The sequence below is a fragment of the Actinoplanes sp. NPDC051411 genome, from assembly GCF_040682075.1.
Lineage (GTDB): Bacteria > Actinomycetota > Actinomycetes > Mycobacteriales > Micromonosporaceae > Actinoplanes.
Genome location: NZ_JBFBAD010000066.1, coordinates 43,128 through 60,958, shown reverse-complemented (window position 1 = coordinate 60,958; position 17,831 = coordinate 43,128). Strand labels below are relative to the sequence as shown.

General features: G+C 72.2%; 21 protein-coding genes. 10 read left to right on the top strand and 11 right to left on the bottom strand.

What is annotated here, in order from left to right; all coding sequences use genetic code 11:
• The 3 genes from AB0M88_RS31665 to AB0M88_RS31655 all read right to left on the bottom strand — a co-directional run.
• On the bottom strand, positions 1–479 hold a 479-nt coding region (locus AB0M88_RS31665; protein ID WP_364108783.1), incomplete at its 3' end, for a response regulator transcription factor.
• Entirely contained in the window at positions 476–1,582 is a 1,107-nt protein-coding gene (locus AB0M88_RS31660) for a histidine kinase (protein WP_364108781.1), read from the bottom strand. The genes AB0M88_RS31665 and AB0M88_RS31660, both read right to left, overlap by 4 nt.
• A 170-nt stretch (positions 1,583–1,752) precedes the next feature.
• On the bottom strand, positions 1,753–2,577 hold the full coding sequence (locus AB0M88_RS31655; protein ID WP_364108779.1) for a CPBP family intramembrane glutamic endopeptidase: 825 nt from the start codon (positions 2,575–2,577) through the stop codon (positions 1,753–1,755).
• 163 nt (positions 2,578–2,740) lie between these two features.
• Here AB0M88_RS31655 and AB0M88_RS31650 point away from each other — a divergent pair, with 163 nt between their 5' ends.
• Complete coding sequence (locus AB0M88_RS31650) at positions 2,741–3,637, top strand: alpha/beta hydrolase (RefSeq protein ID WP_364108777.1); 897 nt, start codon at positions 2,741–2,743, stop codon at positions 3,635–3,637.
• Here AB0M88_RS31650 and AB0M88_RS31645 read toward each other — a convergent pair.
• The gene (locus AB0M88_RS31645) at positions 3,627–6,158 is read right to left on the bottom strand and encodes a LuxR C-terminal-related transcriptional regulator (protein ID WP_364108775.1); all 2,532 of its coding nucleotides are present in this window, start codon (positions 6,156–6,158) and stop codon (positions 3,627–3,629) included. The genes AB0M88_RS31650 and AB0M88_RS31645 overlap by 11 nt on opposite strands.
• A 151-nt stretch (positions 6,159–6,309) precedes the next feature.
• Between AB0M88_RS31645 and AB0M88_RS31640 the strand changes: the two genes are divergently transcribed.
• The gene (locus AB0M88_RS31640; RefSeq protein ID WP_364108773.1) at positions 6,310–7,131 is read left to right on the top strand and encodes a DUF3626 domain-containing protein; all 822 of its coding nucleotides are present in this window, start codon (positions 6,310–6,312) and stop codon (positions 7,129–7,131) included.
• Between the two features lie 129 nt (positions 7,132–7,260).
• Here AB0M88_RS31640 and AB0M88_RS31635 read toward each other — a convergent pair whose 3' ends face one another.
• Both AB0M88_RS31635 and AB0M88_RS31630 read right to left on the bottom strand, forming a co-directional pair.
• Positions 7,261–7,758, bottom strand: coding sequence for a hypothetical protein (locus AB0M88_RS31635; protein ID WP_364108771.1), 498 nt, complete (start codon positions 7,756–7,758; stop codon positions 7,261–7,263).
• Positions 7,759–8,036: 278 nt separating this feature from the next.
• A complete protein-coding gene (locus tag AB0M88_RS31630; protein ID WP_364108769.1) occupies positions 8,037–8,744 on the bottom strand; it encodes an MBL fold metallo-hydrolase in 708 nt (235 codons plus the stop codon).
• A 136-nt stretch (positions 8,745–8,880) separates the two neighbouring features.
• On the opposite strand from AB0M88_RS31630, the gene AB0M88_RS31625 reads away from it, so the two are divergent.
• The 4 genes from AB0M88_RS31625 to AB0M88_RS31610 are packed head-to-tail and all read left to right on the top strand — an operon-like array spanning position 8,881 to position 11,713.
• On the top strand, positions 8,881–9,588 hold the full coding sequence (locus AB0M88_RS31625; protein WP_364108767.1) for an SDR family NAD(P)-dependent oxidoreductase: 708 nt from the start codon (positions 8,881–8,883) through the stop codon (positions 9,586–9,588).
• A 29-nt stretch (positions 9,589–9,617) separates the two neighbouring features.
• Positions 9,618–10,211 (top strand): TetR family transcriptional regulator, encoded by a 594-nt coding sequence (locus AB0M88_RS31620; RefSeq protein ID WP_364108765.1) that lies wholly within the window; start codon positions 9,618–9,620, stop codon positions 10,209–10,211.
• Between the two features lie 33 nt (positions 10,212–10,244).
• The gene (locus AB0M88_RS31615; RefSeq protein ID WP_364108763.1) at positions 10,245–10,784 is read left to right on the top strand and encodes a PadR family transcriptional regulator; all 540 of its coding nucleotides are present in this window, start codon (positions 10,245–10,247) and stop codon (positions 10,782–10,784) included.
• Complete coding sequence (locus AB0M88_RS31610; RefSeq protein WP_364108761.1) at positions 10,781–11,713, top strand: hypothetical protein; 933 nt, start codon at positions 10,781–10,783, stop codon at positions 11,711–11,713. The genes AB0M88_RS31615 and AB0M88_RS31610 overlap by 4 nt, the downstream gene beginning before the upstream one ends.
• On the opposite strand, the gene AB0M88_RS31605 is transcribed toward AB0M88_RS31610, so the two are convergent.
• Entirely contained in the window at positions 11,706–12,311 is a 606-nt protein-coding gene (locus tag AB0M88_RS31605; RefSeq protein WP_364108759.1) for a short chain dehydrogenase, read from the bottom strand. The two genes, AB0M88_RS31610 and AB0M88_RS31605, sit on opposite strands and share 8 nt — an antisense overlap.
• A gap of 69 nt (positions 12,312–12,380) precedes the next feature.
• Between AB0M88_RS31605 and AB0M88_RS31600 the strand changes: the two genes are divergently transcribed.
• The 3 genes from AB0M88_RS31600 (at position 12,381) to AB0M88_RS31590 (ending at position 15,030) form a co-directional block, all read left to right on the top strand.
• Positions 12,381–12,977: a helix-turn-helix domain-containing protein gene (locus AB0M88_RS31600; RefSeq protein ID WP_364108757.1), complete on the top strand. Its 597-nt coding sequence runs from the start codon at positions 12,381–12,383 to the stop codon at positions 12,975–12,977.
• Between the two features lie 101 nt (positions 12,978–13,078).
• Positions 13,079–14,095 carry a hypothetical protein gene (locus AB0M88_RS31595; protein ID WP_364108755.1) on the top strand — a complete coding sequence of 339 codons (1,017 nt, stop codon included), beginning with the start codon at positions 13,079–13,081 and terminating at the stop codon, positions 14,093–14,095.
• 290 nt (positions 14,096–14,385) lie between these two features.
• Complete coding sequence (locus tag AB0M88_RS31590) at positions 14,386–15,030, top strand: transposase (RefSeq protein WP_364108753.1); 645 nt, start codon at positions 14,386–14,388, stop codon at positions 15,028–15,030.
• Positions 15,031–15,033: 3 nt separating this feature from the next.
• Here AB0M88_RS31590 and AB0M88_RS31585 read toward each other — a convergent pair whose 3' ends face one another.
• The 4 genes from AB0M88_RS31585 to AB0M88_RS31570 form a co-directional block, all read right to left on the bottom strand.
• Entirely contained in the window at positions 15,034–15,318 is a 285-nt protein-coding gene (locus AB0M88_RS31585) for a hypothetical protein (protein ID WP_364108751.1), read from the bottom strand.
• A gap of 32 nt (positions 15,319–15,350) precedes the next feature.
• Entirely contained in the window at positions 15,351–15,662 is a 312-nt protein-coding gene (locus AB0M88_RS31580) for a hypothetical protein (RefSeq protein ID WP_364108749.1), read from the bottom strand.
• Positions 15,663–15,959: 297 nt separating this feature from the next.
• Positions 15,960–16,712, bottom strand: a complete 753-nt coding sequence (locus AB0M88_RS31575) for a class I SAM-dependent methyltransferase (protein ID WP_364108747.1) — start codon at positions 16,710–16,712, stop codon at positions 15,960–15,962.
• Positions 16,709–17,152: a GNAT family N-acetyltransferase gene (locus AB0M88_RS31570; RefSeq protein ID WP_364108745.1), complete on the bottom strand. Its 444-nt coding sequence runs from the start codon at positions 17,150–17,152 to the stop codon at positions 16,709–16,711. Before AB0M88_RS31570 ends, AB0M88_RS31575 begins: the two co-directional genes overlap by 4 nt.
• 16 nt (positions 17,153–17,168) lie before the next feature.
• On the opposite strand from AB0M88_RS31570, the gene AB0M88_RS31565 reads away from it, so the two are divergent.
• Positions 17,169–17,831: a VOC family protein gene (locus tag AB0M88_RS31565; protein WP_364108743.1), complete on the top strand. Its 663-nt coding sequence runs from the start codon at positions 17,169–17,171 to the stop codon at positions 17,829–17,831.

The window sequence follows — 17,831 nt, the reverse complement described above, 5'->3', positions numbered from 1 at the left end:
GGGGGGGGGGCCCGGCCGCCCCCCGCGCCCGCGGCCCCCGGGGCGGGGCGGACGCGGGTCGCGTAGCGGCCGATCAGGCGCCGGGTCACCGCCGGGGCCAGCAGGGCTTCGCCGCGGGCCACCGTGCGGACGGCGTCGACCAGCTGGGCCGCGTCGGCGTCCTTCAGCAGGAAGCCGCTCGCGCCCGCGCGGAGGGCCTCGTAGACGTATTCGTCGACGTTGAACGTGGTCACGACCAGGACCTTGACCGGGTCGGCGACGCCGGTGCCGGCCAGCGCGCGGGTCGCTTCGATGCCGTCCATCACCGGCATGCGGACGTCCATGACGACGACGTCGGGCCGCAGGCGGAGGGCCTGGTCGACGGCCGCCCGTCCGTCGGCGGCCTGGCCGGCGACCGTCATGTCGGGCTGCGCGTCGAAGATGGTGACGAAGCCGGCGCGGATCAGCGCCTGGTCGTCGCAGACCAGCACGCTGATCACGCCGACTCCCCGGCGGCCGGCAGGTGCGCGGCGACGGTGAATCCGCCGTCGTCACTCGGCCCGGCCGACAGCGTGCCGCCGAACAGTTCGACCCGCTCCCGCAGCCCGGCGAGCCCGCGTCCCGAGCCGTTGACGACCGCCGGGCCGGAAGCCGCGGTGGTCACCGAGATGTCCAAACTGGACGGGTGGTAGCCGAGCCGGACCACCGTGGGGAGGCCGGTCGCGTACTTCAGGGCGTTGGTCAGCGACTCCTGCACCACCCGGTAGGCGGTCAGTTCCCGGCCGGTGCCCAGCGATTCCGGTGGCGAGCCCTCCTCGATCAGCGACACCGGCTGCCCGGCCTCCCGGGTCTGCTCGATCAGCGACGGCAGCGCGGTGAGGCCGGGATGACCGGGGTGAAGGGGCGACGACCGGGCGGGGTCGAGGACGCCGAGCAGCTCGCGGAGGTCGCCGAGGGCCTGCTTTCCGGTCGAGGAGATGGCGGTCAGGCTGGAGCGCGCCGGGTCCAGCGGCAGGAACTGGGCGGCGTTGGCCTGCACGACCATGGCCGTCACGTGGTGGGTGACGACGTCGTGGAGCTCGCGGGCGATCCGGGCCCGTTCGTCGGCTCTCGCCGCCTCGGCCTCGGCGCGGCGCCGCAGCGCGGCGGTCGAGCGCAGCGTCCGCACGTAGACCCCGAGAAGCCATCCGGCGGCGAGCATCAGATAGAACACCACGTAGTCGGCGACCCGGTTGGTCGAGCCGAGCAGATGCAGGCCGACCGCGAGCGCCGCGAAGCCCGAGGATGCGCAGACGGCGGTCCAGCGGCGGAAGCGGACCTGATAGGCGGCCGCGCTGTAAATGGCGACGAGGAGGCCCACGCTCGCGAACGTCGCGTACCCCCGCAGCTCCTGGACCGCGAAGCCGGCCGCGACCACCGCCAGGGTGGCCGCCGGCCACCGCCGGCGCATGGCCAGCGGCAGCGACTGGGCCAGTGCGGCGGCGACGGCCAGAGCGTCGACCGGGCGGTGCGGAAGTTCGCCGAGCCGTGTCCCGTGGGTCGCCAGCGGCGGCACGAAGGCAACCAGCGCCAGGGCAAGGCCGAGCGCGGCATCCCGAGCCAAGGGCGAACCGGAGCGGCCCAGCCGCGAACCGAAGCGGCCCAACGCCGAACCGGAGCGGCCCAGCCGCGAACCGGAGCGGCCCAACGACGAACCGGAGCGCGCCAACGACGCACGGAAGCGGGCCAACGACGAAGGACGGGACACGGCAGCAGCGTAGCGAGGCACGACGCTCAACGCCGCCGGGTGGAGCGAAGCAGCCACACCGAGGCGAGCACGCCGATCACGATCGCGAAGATGCTCGCCTCGGGCCCGAACCCGCCGCCGCTGATGATGTCGGCGCCGTGCGGCACGCCCCGCACCAGGCCGCCGTGGAAGGCGGACCCGGAATCGGTGGCGCCGAACAGGCCGGATTCGGCGAAATTCCAACCCAGGTGGAGGCCGATCGGCAGCCAGAGGCTGCGGCTCACGGTGTACGCGGCCCCGAGCAGCACGCCCGCCTCGACCGCGATGGCCAGCGCGCCCCACAGCGTCGCCCCGGGATTGAACAGGTGCAGCGCGCCGAACAGCAGGCCGGAGACGGTCAGTGCGATCGCGGTGCCGGCCCACTTCTGGACCAGCCGGAACACCACGCCCCGGAACAGGATCTCCTCGGTCACGGCGACGCCGCACATGATGCCGAACGTGGCGATCGTGCCGCTCACCGAACCCCAGCCGGCGATGCGATAGCCGCCGAACATCGCGATCACCCCGATCGTGATGCCGAACAGCAGCAGCCCGAGCCCGAGGCCGCGCAGCACCCCGCGCCGGGCCTCGCCGAGCGCCATCTCGTCGACCGGCCGCTGTTCGAGCCGGCCGACGAGGGCGCGGTAGGCGAGGACGCCCCCGACCGCCACCACCGCGCCGGCGATCAGGCCGAGGACGGCGTGCCCGGCGGCGGCCGATTCGATCGGTCCGGCGACCAGGATCAGCGCGAAAAAGGCGAGGAGCAGAACAAATCCGCGTACGCCCCCGGGCCGCAACCACCGCGGAAAGCGTGAGAGTCCGGTCGAAGTCATGCCGAGAACGCTAGGGATTCGCGGATCGACGGGCGTCACCGCGAGGTGGGCAATCGGGGTCCCCCGCGCGGGGGATGACTGGTGATTTCGCCGATGCCCGCGCACCGGGCGGGCGCACAGACTCATCGACATCAATACGTTCCCGCTCCGGAGGGAGTCGTTCGTGAAACACCAGCTCAGACACCGCCTGACCGCCGCCACCGCCGGTCTCGTGCTCGCCCTCACCGGTCTCGTCGCGACGCAGCAGCCGGCCCTCGCCGACCAGGTCGGACAGGCACCGACCAGCGCCGACATCGGCGGCAACGGCAGCTTCGCCACCACGAACACGGCCATCACCGGCGCCTCCGGGTTCGGTGGCGGCCGGGTGTACTACCCGACGACCGCCGGGCAGTACCCGGTGATCGCCATCGTGCCCGGCTACACCGCGTACTGGTCGAGCCTGGCCTGGCTCGGGCCGCGAGTCGCCTCCTGGGGTTTCGTGGTCGTCGGCATCGAGACCAACTCCACTCTGGACCAGCCCGCCCAGCGGGGCCAGGAGTTGCTGGCCGCCCTGCGCTGGGCCACCAACTCGTCGCCCTCGGCGGTGCGGGCCAGGGTCGACCCGGCGCGGCGCGCGGTGGCCGGCCACTCGATGGGCGGCGGAGGCACGCTCGAGGCGCTGAAGGATGACTCGACGCTGAAGGCGGGCGTGCCGCTGGCGCCGTGGGACCTGAGCAGCAACTGGAGTTCGGTGCGGGCGCCGGTCGCGATCATCGGCGGCCAGGCCGACACGATCGCGCCGGTGTCCTCGATGTCGATCCCGTTCTACAACTCGCTCGGCGGGTCGAAGGACTACGTCGAGCTGGCCGGGCAGAGCCACTTCTTCCCGCAGAGTGCCGACCCGGTGGTGTCGCAGGTGCTGGTCTCGTGGATGAAGCGGTTCGTCTCGGGCGACACCCGGTTCACGCCGTTCACTTGCGGGCTGGCGAGCAACCGTGAGGTGTCGAACTTCCGTTCCAACGCGTGCTGCCGGGTTTGTTCACAGGCCGGGGGGGCCCGGGCCGCCGCGTTCAGGTCATGAGGCGGACCAGGTCCACCCGGGACCGGATGCCCAGGCGCGTGAAGATGTTGCGCAGGTGGTGGTCGACGGTCCGCGGGCTGAGGAACAGCTTGGCCGCCACCTCACGGTTGGTCGCCCCGCTGGCGACCAGTTCCGCGATCCGCGTCTGCTGAGGCGTCAGGGCGCGCCGCTCCCTCGGCCGGACCGGAGGCTCGCCGGCGGCCCGCAGCTCGCCCGCCACGTGCGCGGCCCACCAGCTGCACTCCAGGCGCTCGAAGGCGTCGAGCGCCGACCGCAGATGCTCGCGCGCGCGGATCGGCCGCCGCTTTCTTCGGAGCTGCGAGCCGTAGAGCAGTTCGGTGCGGGCGCGCTCGAACTCCGACGAACCCTGGGCGTGCGCGTCGATCGCACGGACGAAGTGCTCGTCGTCGCCGGTGACCAGCGCGTGACAGCGGGCCGAGAGAGCCAGCCAGTCCGGGTTGCCGGTGTGCGGGGCCCAGCGGTCGAACGTCTCGGTCAGCTCTTTGGCGAAGACGGTCTCACCCGCCCGGACGGCCGCCTCGACGGCGAACGGTGTCGCCGCGATCCGCACGATCAGGTGGCCGGTCGCCATCAACGGGACCAGCCGGGCCACCGCCTCGCGGTGCCGGCCGGCCAGCAGGTCGACGGTCGCCAGGGCCCAGTCCCCGAGCGCCCGGCCACGGCTGCCCGGGGAGGCGACGGCCTCGCGCACCCGCAACCGGGCGGTGGCCGGGTCACCGTGGACGGCGGCCAGAACGGCCAGCAGGGCCAGATTGCCGCCCGCCAGACCGCATTGGCCGCTCTCCCGGGCCATATCGGCGCTCTCCTGGAGGTCGGAGACGGCCTCGTCGTGGCGGCCCAGCGCGAACCGGGCCCCGGCCGCGAACTCCATCGCGAGCGGGACACTGCTGACGTCGCCGCTCTCGCGGGCCAGGGCGGTGGCGCGGTCACCGAGCGACCGGGCGGCGGCGTCGTGGCCGAGCAGGAAGGCGGCCGCACAGGCGCGGATGAGGGCCGGATGCTCGTCGAGGCGTACGGCCGCGGTCCGGACCCGGCGCAGCGGGCCGGCCGCCCCCCGGTAGTCCCCTCGGTAGATCGCCGCCGAACCGGTCAGATAGTCGGTCAGCAGTGCCATCACGGGTGGATCGCCGGGGTGGCGCAGCGCCTCGGCCTGGCGGGCGAGTGTGGGAAAGCCTTGGTAGTCACCGGTCCGGCCCATCGCGTCGGCCGCCGCCACCAGGGCGTCGAGCGCGTGGCGGCGGTCCCGCTCGACCAGCTCGGCGGCGGCCGCGACCAGCCGGCGGGCGGCGGGCCGGCCGTCGATGCGGAGGTCCAGCTCGCCGGCGAGGATCTCGGACTCGGCGGAGGCGGCGGTCTGGCGCAGCAGGAGCCGTGCCCGCCAGGGTTCTCCGGCCCGGAAAGCCTGCCGCGCGGCGGCGATCCGGTAGGGCGCGGGGTCGGTGGCCACCCGCGCCGCCGCCTCCAGGGCGCCGGCGGCCGCGGCCGGGGCGGCGTGATCGGCGTGGCGGGCGAGCCGTCCGGCTAGCGCGTCGTCGGTGCCGGCCGTCAGCGAGGCGGTGTGCAGGTCGCGGCGCAGCGGATCCGCGACGACGGCGGCCAGTAGCCGATGGGCCTCCCGGCGCTCGGCGACCGTCGCCTCCCGGTAGGCCACCCGCCGCAACACCGCCGGGCGAAAGACCAGTCGCTCGCCGGCCACCCGCAGCAGTCCGGCCCGCTCGGCCGGTTCGAAGGCGGCCGGCTCCTCGACCGGCAGCTCGGGGTCGGCCGCCGCGCACACGACCATGCGGCGGGCCGGGGCGGGCAGGCGGTCGAGGGCGGCCCGGAAGGCGCGGCGCAGGCGGCTGTCCGGCGGCAGGCTGTCCGGCGGCGGGGCTTCACCCCGGCGTTGCCTCGCGTCGAGGCCGGCCACCAGCTCGCGCAGGGCGAGCGGATTGCCGTCGGCCACCGCGATCAGCGCCCCGGCCACGTCGCCCGGCAGCCGGGGCCCGGGGAGGTCGTCGAGGAGCGCGCGGGCGTCCTCCCGCCCGAGCGGTCCCAGCGTCACGGCCGGCAGCCCGGCCAGCAACTCGGCCGGGCTCCGCACGGCGAGGACCATCGCGATCCGGGAGCCTTCGAGCCGGCGGGCCGCGAACGCGAGAGCGCGCAGGGACACCGCGTCGGCCAGGTCGGCGTCGTCGATCACGCACAGCGCGGGAGAGAGACGGCACAGCAGTTCGAGGAGCGCCGCCGGCAGAGTCAGCGGCTCACCGGGCCGGCCCTCGGTGACCCTGCGCAGGGCCTCGGCGTGATGGGGCGCCAGCTCGGCGAAGGCGTCGCGGGCCGGGCGCAGCAGGCGGTGCAGGCACGCGCCGGGAAGGTCGGCCTCCCCCGGGCTTCCGCCCGAGCTCAACACCGCGAATCCGCTTGCGGCGGCGGTGGCTTGCGCCGCCATTGACGTACGCCCGGAGCCCCGTTCACCGAGCACCACCACCGCGCCGCCGTCACCCCGCGCCGCCGTCACCCCGCGCCGCCGCCTCGACGAGCAGGCCCAGCGCGCGCAGCTCGTCGTCGCGTCCACGCAACCGCGGTAATACTGCACTGGGCATGCAAATAGTGTTACGCCCGTACCGCCGGAAAGGGAAGACCTTCGATGTCTCCGCGCGTCTGGCATCATGATCGCCGTGGAGACCTCGTGCCGCCGGGCCCTGGAGCATGTCACCGCGCTCTCCACCGGCCCGCCGCTCGACCCGTCCCTGCGGGTCACGCTCAACTTCCACCCCGACCGCCGGGCCATCCTGCGCGCCTTCGCCGCCGACGGAACCTACCTGTCGCAGTTCGTCACCGGCACCAGCAACGGCGGCCTGACCGCCCACCCCGGCGGCGACCGCTGGCGCTGGGAACACACGATGTTCGGCGGCGCCTACGACGAGGCGCCCGCCCACGCCCGGCCGGTCTACGGCGGACTGAACTTCCGCCGCAAGGAGGTCGGCGCGGCACCCCGCTTCGGATCGGCCCACCTGCGCCTGACCGCGGCCGCCCTGGCTCGGACAACATTCTGCTACCCCGACAGCTACCTGGAACCCGCCGCCTTCGCCGTAGCCGGCCACATGTCCCTCATCGACCTCGCCCTCGCCGACGACCGGGACGAGCTGGACGACTACATCGAAGCCCAGGTCCACGGCGGAGTCCGCCTCGACCGCGACGTCGAGGCCCTGGTGCTCGACCCCAGCTACCGCGACACCGACGTCGAGGCGGCCGCCCGGCACCTACCCTGCCCGGTCGAATGGCACGGCGGCTTCCGGCTCGCGGTCACCGAACTCCGCCGGCACCCCGACTACCGGGGCCAGGAATACGTCGACCTCGGCACCGAACTCGCCACCGACGGCTATCTCACGCCCAGACTGATCGGCGAGGCGGCGGCCGGCGGCCGGTACGCGGAGCAGGACCTCAAACGGGTCTGGCACTATGTGGCCCGCTTCGGCGCGACAACCTGAAAGCCGCCGGACGGGACCAGTTCTCGCCCACTTCGAGCTGCGCAAAGTCGCTCTCGGGACCTGCGGTCGCGACCGTGGAACACCTTGCCCAGCACGAAAACGCGTGCTTCTCCCGGGTTTCGGTGCGGGCTATTTCGGGTCCACCCACGGGCGAGGCGGCAGGGCGTTGAGTTCCTGACTCCAGCCGGCGGCGGCCGCGAGCAACCGGTCGGTTGGCATTTGCAGATCCACCACCTGCCGTGCGTGGTGAGCATCGTGGTTGCGAAGCCAGGGCGGCGCAGCTTCCGCCGCGAGGAAGACGCGGACGGTGAGTTCATTCTCGTCGTGCTTGTAGACGGTGAACCCCAGGGCGGGCTCCAGGAAGCGCAGCGTTGGTTCCGGCGCTTCGTCGTCGTGCTGCGGAGGGGGTGTGATGCGGCCCTTGCCGGCGTCACACAGCCATCTGGCGAGTTCCCGTGCTTCTTCCATCTCCAGGCACGGGTCCTCGAAGGCCCATTGTCTGTTGCCCAGATCCACGTTCCCGGTGATGATCAGCCATGCGTCGTCGCCCTCTCCGGCGCCGGGAGGGAATTGCCAGCACAGCGCGGTCAGGGTGATCGCGACGCCGTCCTCTCCCGCGATGTGCACGTCAGAACTCTAGATCGCCTGAGTCGCCGCCGCCTCGGCGGCAAACGGTGCGCCGGTCGGCCGCACGACGGCGGCTTCCAGCGTCTGCTTCGTCTGTGGCCACGAGGCGGGCACCGCAATCCCGCCTGGGATGTGGCCGCAGCCGGCAAGAATCCGCACGACAAAGGCCGTCGAGCCCGGCTACGACGTTGCCGGCCTCGTGGGCGGCCCCATCGCGCAATCAGACCGGATCAGCCGCGGATATGGCCGATCCGGACGAGCAGAGACGTGACCGCCGCCTACCCGCGCGGTCCGAAACGCGCGTCGACCGGCTGTTCTCCCCGCCGCAGGCCGTCGACGTAGGCGTGATCGGCGGCGAAGCGGGCCGCCACCTCGGGGCCCCGGGCGACGGCGCCGTGGCCGGGGATGACGACGTCGACCTGGCCGGCCGCCTCGCCCAGCCGGTCGAGTGCCGCCGCGTAGACATCCAGCCGGTCGGGGCGGTCCGGGCCGAATATCGGGACCAGCACGTCGGAGAGCATGTCGCCGGCGAGCAGGACGCCGCGGTCGGCGAGGAGGAGCGCGGCGTGGCCGACGGCGTGGGCCTCGTGTTCGATGGTCTCGCCGGGCAGTCCGCCGCCGTCCGCGGGCAGCGGGGTGACGAGCCCGAGCAGCTCGAGTGGGATGCCCGAGGCGCTCTCCGCCGCCATCTTCTGGCCCCGCTCGCGGGCTTCGGTGGCCACCTGGACGCAGGCGGACGTGGCGTAGCGCGGCACGTCGCCGAACCGGGGGTGCCACAGCAGGTGGTCCCAGTGGGGATGGGTGGAGAACCCGGCGACCACCGGGATGCCGAGCCGGTCGAGGTCGTCGGCGAGCTCGTTCAGCTCGGCGCCGTTGATGCCGGGATCGACCACGAGCAGCCCGGCTTCGCCGCGGACCACGGTGGTATTGCTCCAGACCCACCCGCTCTGCCGGACCCAGACGCCGTCCGCCACCTCATTCAGCATCGTCCCACCCTGTCAGCTGTCCCCGCCCGACGCTATCCCGCCGTCGCGGAGGGACCGGCGAAGTAACTAACTATTGACTTATACAGACGAGGCGAGCTACTTTTATCACTATCCAGTTAGTTACAGGAGGATCCAGATGGCAACCGTGCTCATCACCGGCGCCAACAAGGGCATCGGTTACGAAGCGGCCCGGCAGCTGATCGCCGCCGGGCACACCGTCTATGTCGGGGCCCGCGACGCCGGCCGGGGGCAGAAGGCGGCCGACGAGCTGGGCGGCCGGTTCCTGCAGGTCGACGTGACCGACGACGCTTCGGTGGCGGCCGCGGCGAAGGCGGTCGAGGCCGACGGCGGGCTCGACGTGCTGGTGAACAACGCCGGCATCGAGCCCCGCAGGGCGGACGGCGGGTTCGTTCCGGCGGCCGAGGCGACCGCCGACTCGGTCCGGGCGATCTTCGAGACGAACGTGTTCGGGCCGGTCCGGATGCTGCACGCGTTCCTGCCGCTGCTCGAACGCTCGGCGGCGCCGGTCGTGGTGAACGTCAGCAGCGGCCTGGCGTCGACCCGCGACCTGGCCGACCCGGCGAACCCGGCGCACTTCTACCCCGACATCGCGTACCCGTCGTCCAAGGCGGCCGTGAACATGCTGACCGTGCAGTACGCGAAGGCCTACCCGGGCATACGCGTCAACGCGGTCGACCCCGGCTTCACCGCGACCGACCTCAACCACCACGCGGGCACCCAGACGGTTGCCGAGGGAGCGGAAATCCTCGTACGGATGGCGCAGACCGGCCCCGATGGGCCGACCGGGGGTTTCTTCGCGGCGCAGGGTCCGGTTGCCTGGTGAGCGCGGCGCGCGCGGATAGGGTGGCCGGCATGCCGGCACCCCGCCCCCGCGATTCCGGGGCCACCAAGGCGTTGCTGCTGCGGGCGGCGACCGGCGAGTTCGCCGAGTACGGCCTGGCCGGCGCCCGCATCGACCGGATCGCCGAGAAGGCGGGGGCCAACAAGCGCCTGATCTACGTCTACTTCGGCGACAAGGACCGCCTCTTCGACGCCGTCATCGACGATCAGTCCCGGACGGTCACGCAGGCGGTCCCGTTGACCGACGGTGACCTGGTCGCGTTCGCGGCGACCCGGTTCGACTACGTGCTGGCCCACCCGGAGGCCCGCCGCATCGCCGTCTGGCGCGCCTTCGAGAGGTCCGAGCCGACCGACGAGGAGGTCGCCTCCTACCGCGCCCGCCTCGACAGCGTGGCCGAGGCGCAGCGCGCGGGCCGTCTGCGCGCCGACATCCCGGCGGCCGACCTGTTCGCGCTGGTCCTGCGGATGACCGAGAGCTGGCTCAGCGCCCCGGCCGCGCTCCGGGCCGCCGCGGGCGACACCGCGATGTCGGCGGGCCGCCTGACCGAGCACCGCGCCGCCCTCCTGGCCGCCGTCCGGAGCGTCGTCGAGCCCGCGCGAAACTAGACTTTAGGCGTATACGTCTATACGGTGAGCGGCGTGCCACTCGACGCCACCCGCAACAATCTCGTGCTCCCGATCCTCGGCCTGCTCGTCGAGCAGCCCGCCCACGCCTACGAGGTCACCGCCCGCCTCGAAACCCGCTACCCGCACCTCAAAATCCGGCGCAGCAGCGTGGTCACGCTCATCAAGTCCCTCGCCGACGGCGGTCTCCTTCTTTCCGGTACGCCGGAGAGCGTCGCCAACCGCCCGGCGAGAACCACCTACCGCCCCACCGACGCCGGAATCGCGCTGTTCCGTACGCGTGTCCGCGAAGGGCTGACCGGGAGCGCGCCCGCCTCGGCCGAATTCCTGACCGCCGTGGCGTACCTCGGCATCCTGCCCGCCGCCGAGGCGGTCGCGGTGCTGCGGGCGCGCGCCGAGCGCCTGCGGCGCGAGACGCCGGTGATCCCGCCCGGCCTGCCCGAAATCCAGATGATCGAGGTGCACTACTGGCTGCGCGTGCTGGCCACCGAGATCGCCTGGCTGACCGAGACCGCCGACCGGCTCGCCGGCGGAGACCTGGAGGTACTCGTATGAAGTTCGGCATCTACGTCGGCAGCCGCGCCGGAGCCACCTGCGCCGGTCCCGCCGACCCCCGGCGCATCGGCCCGCTCGTCGACGAGCTGGCCGGCGGCCGCCCCTTCGTGATCCGCGAATATGTCCACTGGTGCGGCGGCAACACCGCCCTGGAGAAGGAGATCGACGCTTCCGGCGATCTCGACCGTCTGACGATGCCCGACGACTGGTACATCACCGGCGGCCGCGAACTCGACCTCGTGCTCAGCTACCTGCCGCCGGTCGCCGACCTCGACGGCTGGCTCGCGTTCATCGACCGCGCCCTCGACCGGTACGGCCACCTGGTGAGATATCTGCAGGTCACCCTAGAGGCGAACTTTCCCATCCCGCGCATCGACGGCAGCTCGCCCGGCGTGGTCGCCGCCCTCACCCAGGGCCTGCCGCACGCGCGGGCCCGCGTCCGCGACGGCGTCCAGGTCGGCTTCTCGCTGGCCGAACCCGCCGAATGGCTCGGCGGCGACGATCAGTTCTGGAAGGAACTGATTTCAATCCCGTACGCGGCGTTCGCCGCCCACGTGGACTACGTCGGACTCGGTCTCTACCCCGACGGGTTCTCCCCGCACGACGATGTCCACGGCGCCACCCTGCACGCCGTGGACCACCTCCGCGGCCGCCTCGCCGAGGCTCACTTCCCGCCGGAACTCCCGATCTACATCTCCGAGGCGGGCAGCCCGAGCGGGGCCCACCGCACGCCGGCCGGCCAGGTCACGTCGCTGACCGCGTTGATCGACGCGTCGGCCGCCGCGGGCGCGGCGCAGTTCGAGCTCTTCGCCCTCTCCGACGCCGACTCCGCCTCCGAGTCCCCGCTCGGCACCTTCGGCTTGTGCACCGGCGACTACGCCCGCAAGCCGGCCTTCGACACCTACCGCTCCCGCATCCAGCTCAGCTGACCCGGTGCAGGCGCAGGATGCGCCCGTTGTAGGGGTTGCTGATCGCGCGGAGATAGGCCAGGGCGACGTCCCGGGCCGGGACGGGCACAAAACCCGGGAAGTACGGGTGGAACGCCCGCGACTCGGTCAGCACGGCCGGGCTGACGCAGTTGATCCGGATGCCGCGCGGCAGTTCGGTCGCCGCGGCCCGGACGAAGCCCTCGACCATGCCGTTGACCGTGGCACCGATGGTCATCGCCGCGTTCACCTCGTCGCCGAGGACACCAGAGACCAGCGTGAACGAGCCGCCGTCGGCGATGTGGGGCAGGGCGCTGCGCACCAGGTCGATCTGGCCCCTCCCCTTCGAACCGAGCGACTGCTCCCACTGCTCGTCGGTCGACGTGGCGAGCGGCGCCGGGAACACGTCACCGGCCGCGCTGGCCACCGCGTCGAACTCGCCGACGCGGCCGAACAACGCGGCCAGGGAGGCCCGGTCGGTGACGTCGGCCCGGAGGTCCCCGCCCGTACGGGAAACGGTGACCACCTCGTGCCGCGCCTCCCGCAGCACCTCGGCCACCGCGGTCCCGATCGTTCCCGTTCCCACAACGACTACTCGCATGATGGTCCTCTCCAACGTTGGCAGTGACTGCCAATATAGGCTGTCAATGGCAGCACTAGGGTGTGAGGCGTGACGCAATTGCGGGGACGCGCCCGGGAGCTGCAGAGAGACGCCGTCCGGCAGGCGATCGCCGAGGCCGCCACCACGCTGTTCCTCCGGTCCGGCTACGAGCGGACGACCATGGACGACATCGCCCGCGAGGTCGGCATCTCGGTGCGGAGCGCTTTCCGGTACGTCGAGACCAAAGAGGAGACCATCCTCGGGCCGATGGCCGAGATCGGCGACGCCATCGCCGCCCGCGTCCGGGCCGCCGAACCGGGGCAATCGGCGTGGGATGCGCTGGTGCACGCGGTGGCCCGGTTCGCCGACGACCTGGCCGCCGAGGGCGAGACCGGCAAGGCCCGCTCCCGGCTGCTGGCAACGACCCCTCAGCTACGCGGCGGACTCGCCGACAAGCGCCGCCACTGGGCCGACGCCATCACGCCGGCAGTCGAGGAGCGGCTGGACGATCCGGTCGTCGCCCGGGCCATGGTCGCGGCCGTACTCGCCGCGCTCGACGTGGTCGTCGAGGACTGGGCGTTCGGCGAGGAGCCGGTCGCGCTGGGCGACCTGTTCCACCGCGTGGCCGGCGCCGTGGCCGGGGTGTCACGTTCGCAAACCGGCTGAGCATATAACGCTTGGCGTTATATGTCGGCTGAGGTAGCATTGCTCGGCATGCGGGAGCCGACGTTTCCACCTCTCACCGCCCTCGGGTCCGGGGATGCGTTGTGATCACTCCCGCCGAACGGCACTACCGGCGACTGCTCTGGGCCTACCCCCGGCCATACCGCGACCATCGCGGTGCCGAGATCCTCACCACCCTGCTGGAGATGGCCGAGGACGGCCGTCGGCCCGGCTTCCACTTGATCTTCGCCGGCCTGCGGCAGCGCTTCAGACTGCCCGCCCGTCGCCCCCTCGCCTGGATGGCCGCTCTGCTCGCCGCCGCCGTGCTGGGTGGCTTCGGCGCCGCGGCCGGCACGTGGATCGCCTGGCGGACGGCCTCCGCCGTACCGTCCGATCCGCAAATGCGCGCCCTCAACGCCGCCCTGACCGGCGTGCCCACCGACGCCGGCCTCTTCCACGACACCTCGGCACAACAGGGACCGAGTGTCCTGATCCTGGCCGACGGCACCGCGGCCTGGTCGGCCTCCCGGATCCGCGACACGCTGACCGGCGCCGGGTGGCGGATCACGTCGTTCCAGCAGAGCGAAGCCCGCACCACGCCCCGCGAAGACACGGACACCAGCTTCCCGACCACGTTCGGCACCTGGACGGCGACCAGCGGCGGGCTGAAGATGCACGGCAGCGCCCAGGTCATCGCCGGCTCACCCTTCACCGGCGCGGCCTTCTATGCCGACTTCTACCGCCTCACGGTGTGGCCGGCCGAGCCCGCCGTCCTGCGACCGCTGACCATCGCCGGAACCGTCGCCGGCCTGCTCGCCGGCTGGCTCCTGGCGGCCGCACTCGCCCACCGCCGACTCGCGACGGCCGCGGCCACGGCCGGCTTCGCCGCCGCCACTGTGATCGCCTTCCAGTTCTACCGCGAGGCGTACGCGGTGATGGCGTACGCGCACGGCTCACCTGATCCGAACAACGTGGACGTCTCGCGCGGCGGGACGTCCACGTTGATCTGCACGGTCGCCGGCCTGCTCACCGTCCTCGCCGCCGTGATAGCGGCACGAACCCGGCGGCGGTCCGCGCTGGGTAGTTTCGGCGGGTTCTCGCCCCCGGGTCCCGCCGCGTGAGAGAGCACCAAACACACTCCAGGTCTATTCGCATGGAGGCCAGAGTCAGCGCTGCTGGTGGCGGCCGGTTCGATCGGTTCCCCCCGTTACGTAATGAGTCCCGAACGGCTCGCCGTGGTCCACGGGATGCCCTGCCTGTTACCTGACCTCTAAAGGTCTCCAAAAAGATCGGCCGCTGCCGCACGACAGCGAGCTGGCCCAGGCCATCGCTGTACTGGCTCGGGCTCACCAGGATGCCACTTGCCCGGCCGGTGCTAGCCATCGCCCCTACGCCGGCGGCTGCCGCAAAGTTGTCCACGACGCGCATCGCGGCTGCGCTGCGCCGCGGCGGCCGCCAACGCGGCATCGAGGACCTGGCCGCTAAGCTGCAGCAGGCTTTGCGGCGTCCGCAACTGCGCCAACCGGCCGTCGTGCAGGAAGCGCTGGGCACCCAGGCGCTGGCACTGCTGGCGACGCTGAATGTCGAGTGCACCAGTGTCGACCAGCTCGCCGAGGCCGCCATTGAAGCGTTTCGCCAGCACCCGGACCATGCCGTCTTGACCAGCTTTCCCGGCCTGGCCGACGTGACTGGCGCCCGCGTCCTGGCTGAGATCGGCGACGACCGCGCCCGGTTCGCCGACGCCCGCGCGTTGAAGGCAGAGGCGGGCGCCGCCCCGGTCACCGGCGCGTCCGGGTGCAGCATCTCCATCACCCACCGCAAGGTCAAGAACGACCGGCTCGCCGCAGCCGGCTACCTGTGGGCGTTCGTCGCCGCCGCCCACGCCGAACCTGCCAAGCAGCGCTACCAACGTCGACGCGACCACGGCGACCGGCACCCCGCGCAGCGCTGCGCCACCTGTTCAACCGGCTCCTCGGCTGCCTGCACCACTGCCTGGCAACCGCCAGCTCTACGACCCGCTAAGGCATTCGCTCACGCAGCGCTGGTAAGCCCGTAACGATCAGTCTGGTAGCGCCCAAGCAGCTCGATCGAGTAGATCTTGGGCGCCCGCACGGGTATCCGGGTCAGGGTCGTCCAGCAGACCATGCAACACGGCTCGAAACCGCAGGCGGCCCTGGGGCTCGGCGCAGGACAACTCGAACAAGGCGGCGCTCAGGCAGCCGCTGAGATGATCCGCTTGCTCCGGTTCCGCGACATGCCATGCCGCAGCAAACAAGCGCAGCGCCGTTGCGTCGCGACGCTGCAACAGCGCCTCGGCGGTCGCGTCGGCGACCGCGGTGTCCATGCGGTCGAGAAGCAGCGCACGGACTGCGGCGTCTACCTGTTTCCGCCCCACGACAGCGCCCAGATGACGCCCGGCGCCGGCCCTGTCTGACCATAGTTGCGACCGAGCCAGACGCAGGGCTTCATTCGTTTCCACCGCCACATCATTCCGGCTCTTGACGCATGCGGGAGATCGGAGGTCTTTTTGATCGCGAGGATGAACAGCCCGGGTTGGGATTCAAGCCGCCGATGCGGTATCGGCGTGCCGTGCGTTTGCTCGACCACCCACCGCTTGGCGGCCGGCACGAACCCGGATCTGGTGTCACTGCGTCTGACCTGCTCGGCCGTGATGATCAGCCCCTGCATGTCCGCCGCCTACCCCGCGGGCACCTGTTTGCCTACGTCCTTACCGGTGGTGGCGGCCGGCGCGCGCGTAGTAGCAAATCGCCTCAGGTCACAACGCCCCTCATGCCCCGACGGCGACGGGCGTTTCGCCTTCCACGCCTGCCGGAACGGATCGATTGACGCCCACTGCCGATCGGAGACGTCACTCGGACACCCGCTACGCCGAACGCGCCGCCTCTGCCGCTCGTCCGCTGAGCCGCCGTCGGAACGGGGCCGCCGGATCACCGCGGCCTCACGTGGACCCGGTCGATGCCGGCGTCAGGACGCCCGCCCCGAGGCGGCCCACGCCGTGGCCTCGATCTCGAACGGGCCGGAAGGCGGGAGGAGCGAGGCGCAGCGGTCACGCAGGGCGGACCTCCGGGACGGGTCGAGGTTCTTCACGTAGTCGCCGGCCGGGCCTACGCCGAGGGTGTACGGCGCCCACCAGTCGTCGAAGCTGGGGAAGCTCACGCGTACGGTCAAGGCGCCCGCAGCGATGTCGCGTAAGCCGGCCGCCGAGAGCAACTCCGTGAGGTGCCCTTCCCGTGCCCCGGCGAGGCCGGATTCGTCGTGGGCCCCCGGGTCGAGTGAGTTGACCGCGCGCCAGAAGGCGGCGAGCGGGCTGCCGCCACCCGCGTGATCCCAGACGCAGGCGGCGACCACTCCCCCGGGCCTGGTCACCCGGCCCATCTCGCGCAGCCCGGCCACCGGGTCGGTCATGAAGTGCACGACCAGCTGGGCCAGCGCGGCGTCGAAAATGTCGTCGTCGAACGGCAGGTCTTCGGCCGTCGCCTGGCGGATGTCGGCGCCCGGCAGGCGGCTGCGGGCGGCCGCCACGAACGTCTCCGACGGGTCGACCGCGGACACCGAAGCCGAGTCGAGCCGAGCGGTGAGAGCGCCCGGCCCGCAGCCGACGTCCAGGACCCGCCCGCCGGCCCGGACGCCGGCGAACCGCAGGAACGAGGCGGCGAGCGGCTCGGAGAAGCGGCCCATGAACTGCCAGTAGGCGTCGGCGACGACGTCGAAGCTCATGACGCGCGCTCCATCCACACCGACGAGCCGTCGCGGCCGATCTCGGTGAACCCGTGCCGCGTGTAGAAGGCGGCGGCGCGCGCGTTGCCGTCCAGGTATTCGAGCCGGACCGGACCGCCGCCGGCGACCGCGATGAGTTCCCGGAGCAGCGCCGACCCGATGCCGGAGCTCTGGGCGCGCGGCGACACGTACAGCTTCCAGATGACCGGGGTCTCCCCGCGCAGGTCGATGTTGCCGATCCCGGTGACCCCTTCCTCCGTGACCGCGACCAGCGTGGTCGTGTCGGCGAGGCTGGCCTGGATCGCCGGGACCGACCACCATCGGGCGAGCCCGGCCGCGATGTAGTCGGCGCCGGCGAACGCGTAGGCGACCGGCCACGTCTGTTCGCCGATCCGGATGATGGCGGGAACGTCATCGGGCACCGCGCGACGAATCTCCATCGGCATAATCTTCCACATGGAAGAGGTGCTGAGCAGAACGGCCGCGTCGAACGCGGTGAGCGGGCAGGGTTGGCGGTTCATTCTCGGCACGCTGCGCGCAACCGTCGCGGTGCGGTCGATGGCCGAGGCCGCCGACGTCGCGCAGCGGGCGATCGAGGTGAGCGACGCCGACGACCACCTGCGCATCGACCTGCGGCCCGACCGCGTGATCCTGACCGTGCAGTCGCCGGCCCACGCCGCGGTGACCAGCAAAGACGTCGATCTGGCGCAGCGGATCTCGGCCGCGGTCCGCGAGATCGGCCGGTGGACCGCTCCCGACCACACCCAGCTGATCGAGGTCGGCATCGACGCGCTCGACATCCCGGCGATCCGGCCGTTCTGGAAGGCGATCCTGGGCTACGCCGGCGAGGCGGGCAACGACGGCCCGGAAGACCCGCTCGTCGACCCGGACGGGCACGGTCCGGCCATCTGGTTCCAGCAGATGGACGAGCCGCGCCCGCAGCGCAACCGGATCCACTTCGACATTTCCGTGCCGCACGACAGCGCCCAGGACCGGATCGCGGCCGCGGTCGAGAGCGGCGGCCTGATCATCTCCGATCACCGGGCGCCCGCCTTCTGGGTGCTCGCGGACCCGGAGGGCAACGAAGCCTGCATCACGACCTGGCAGGGCCGGGAGTAG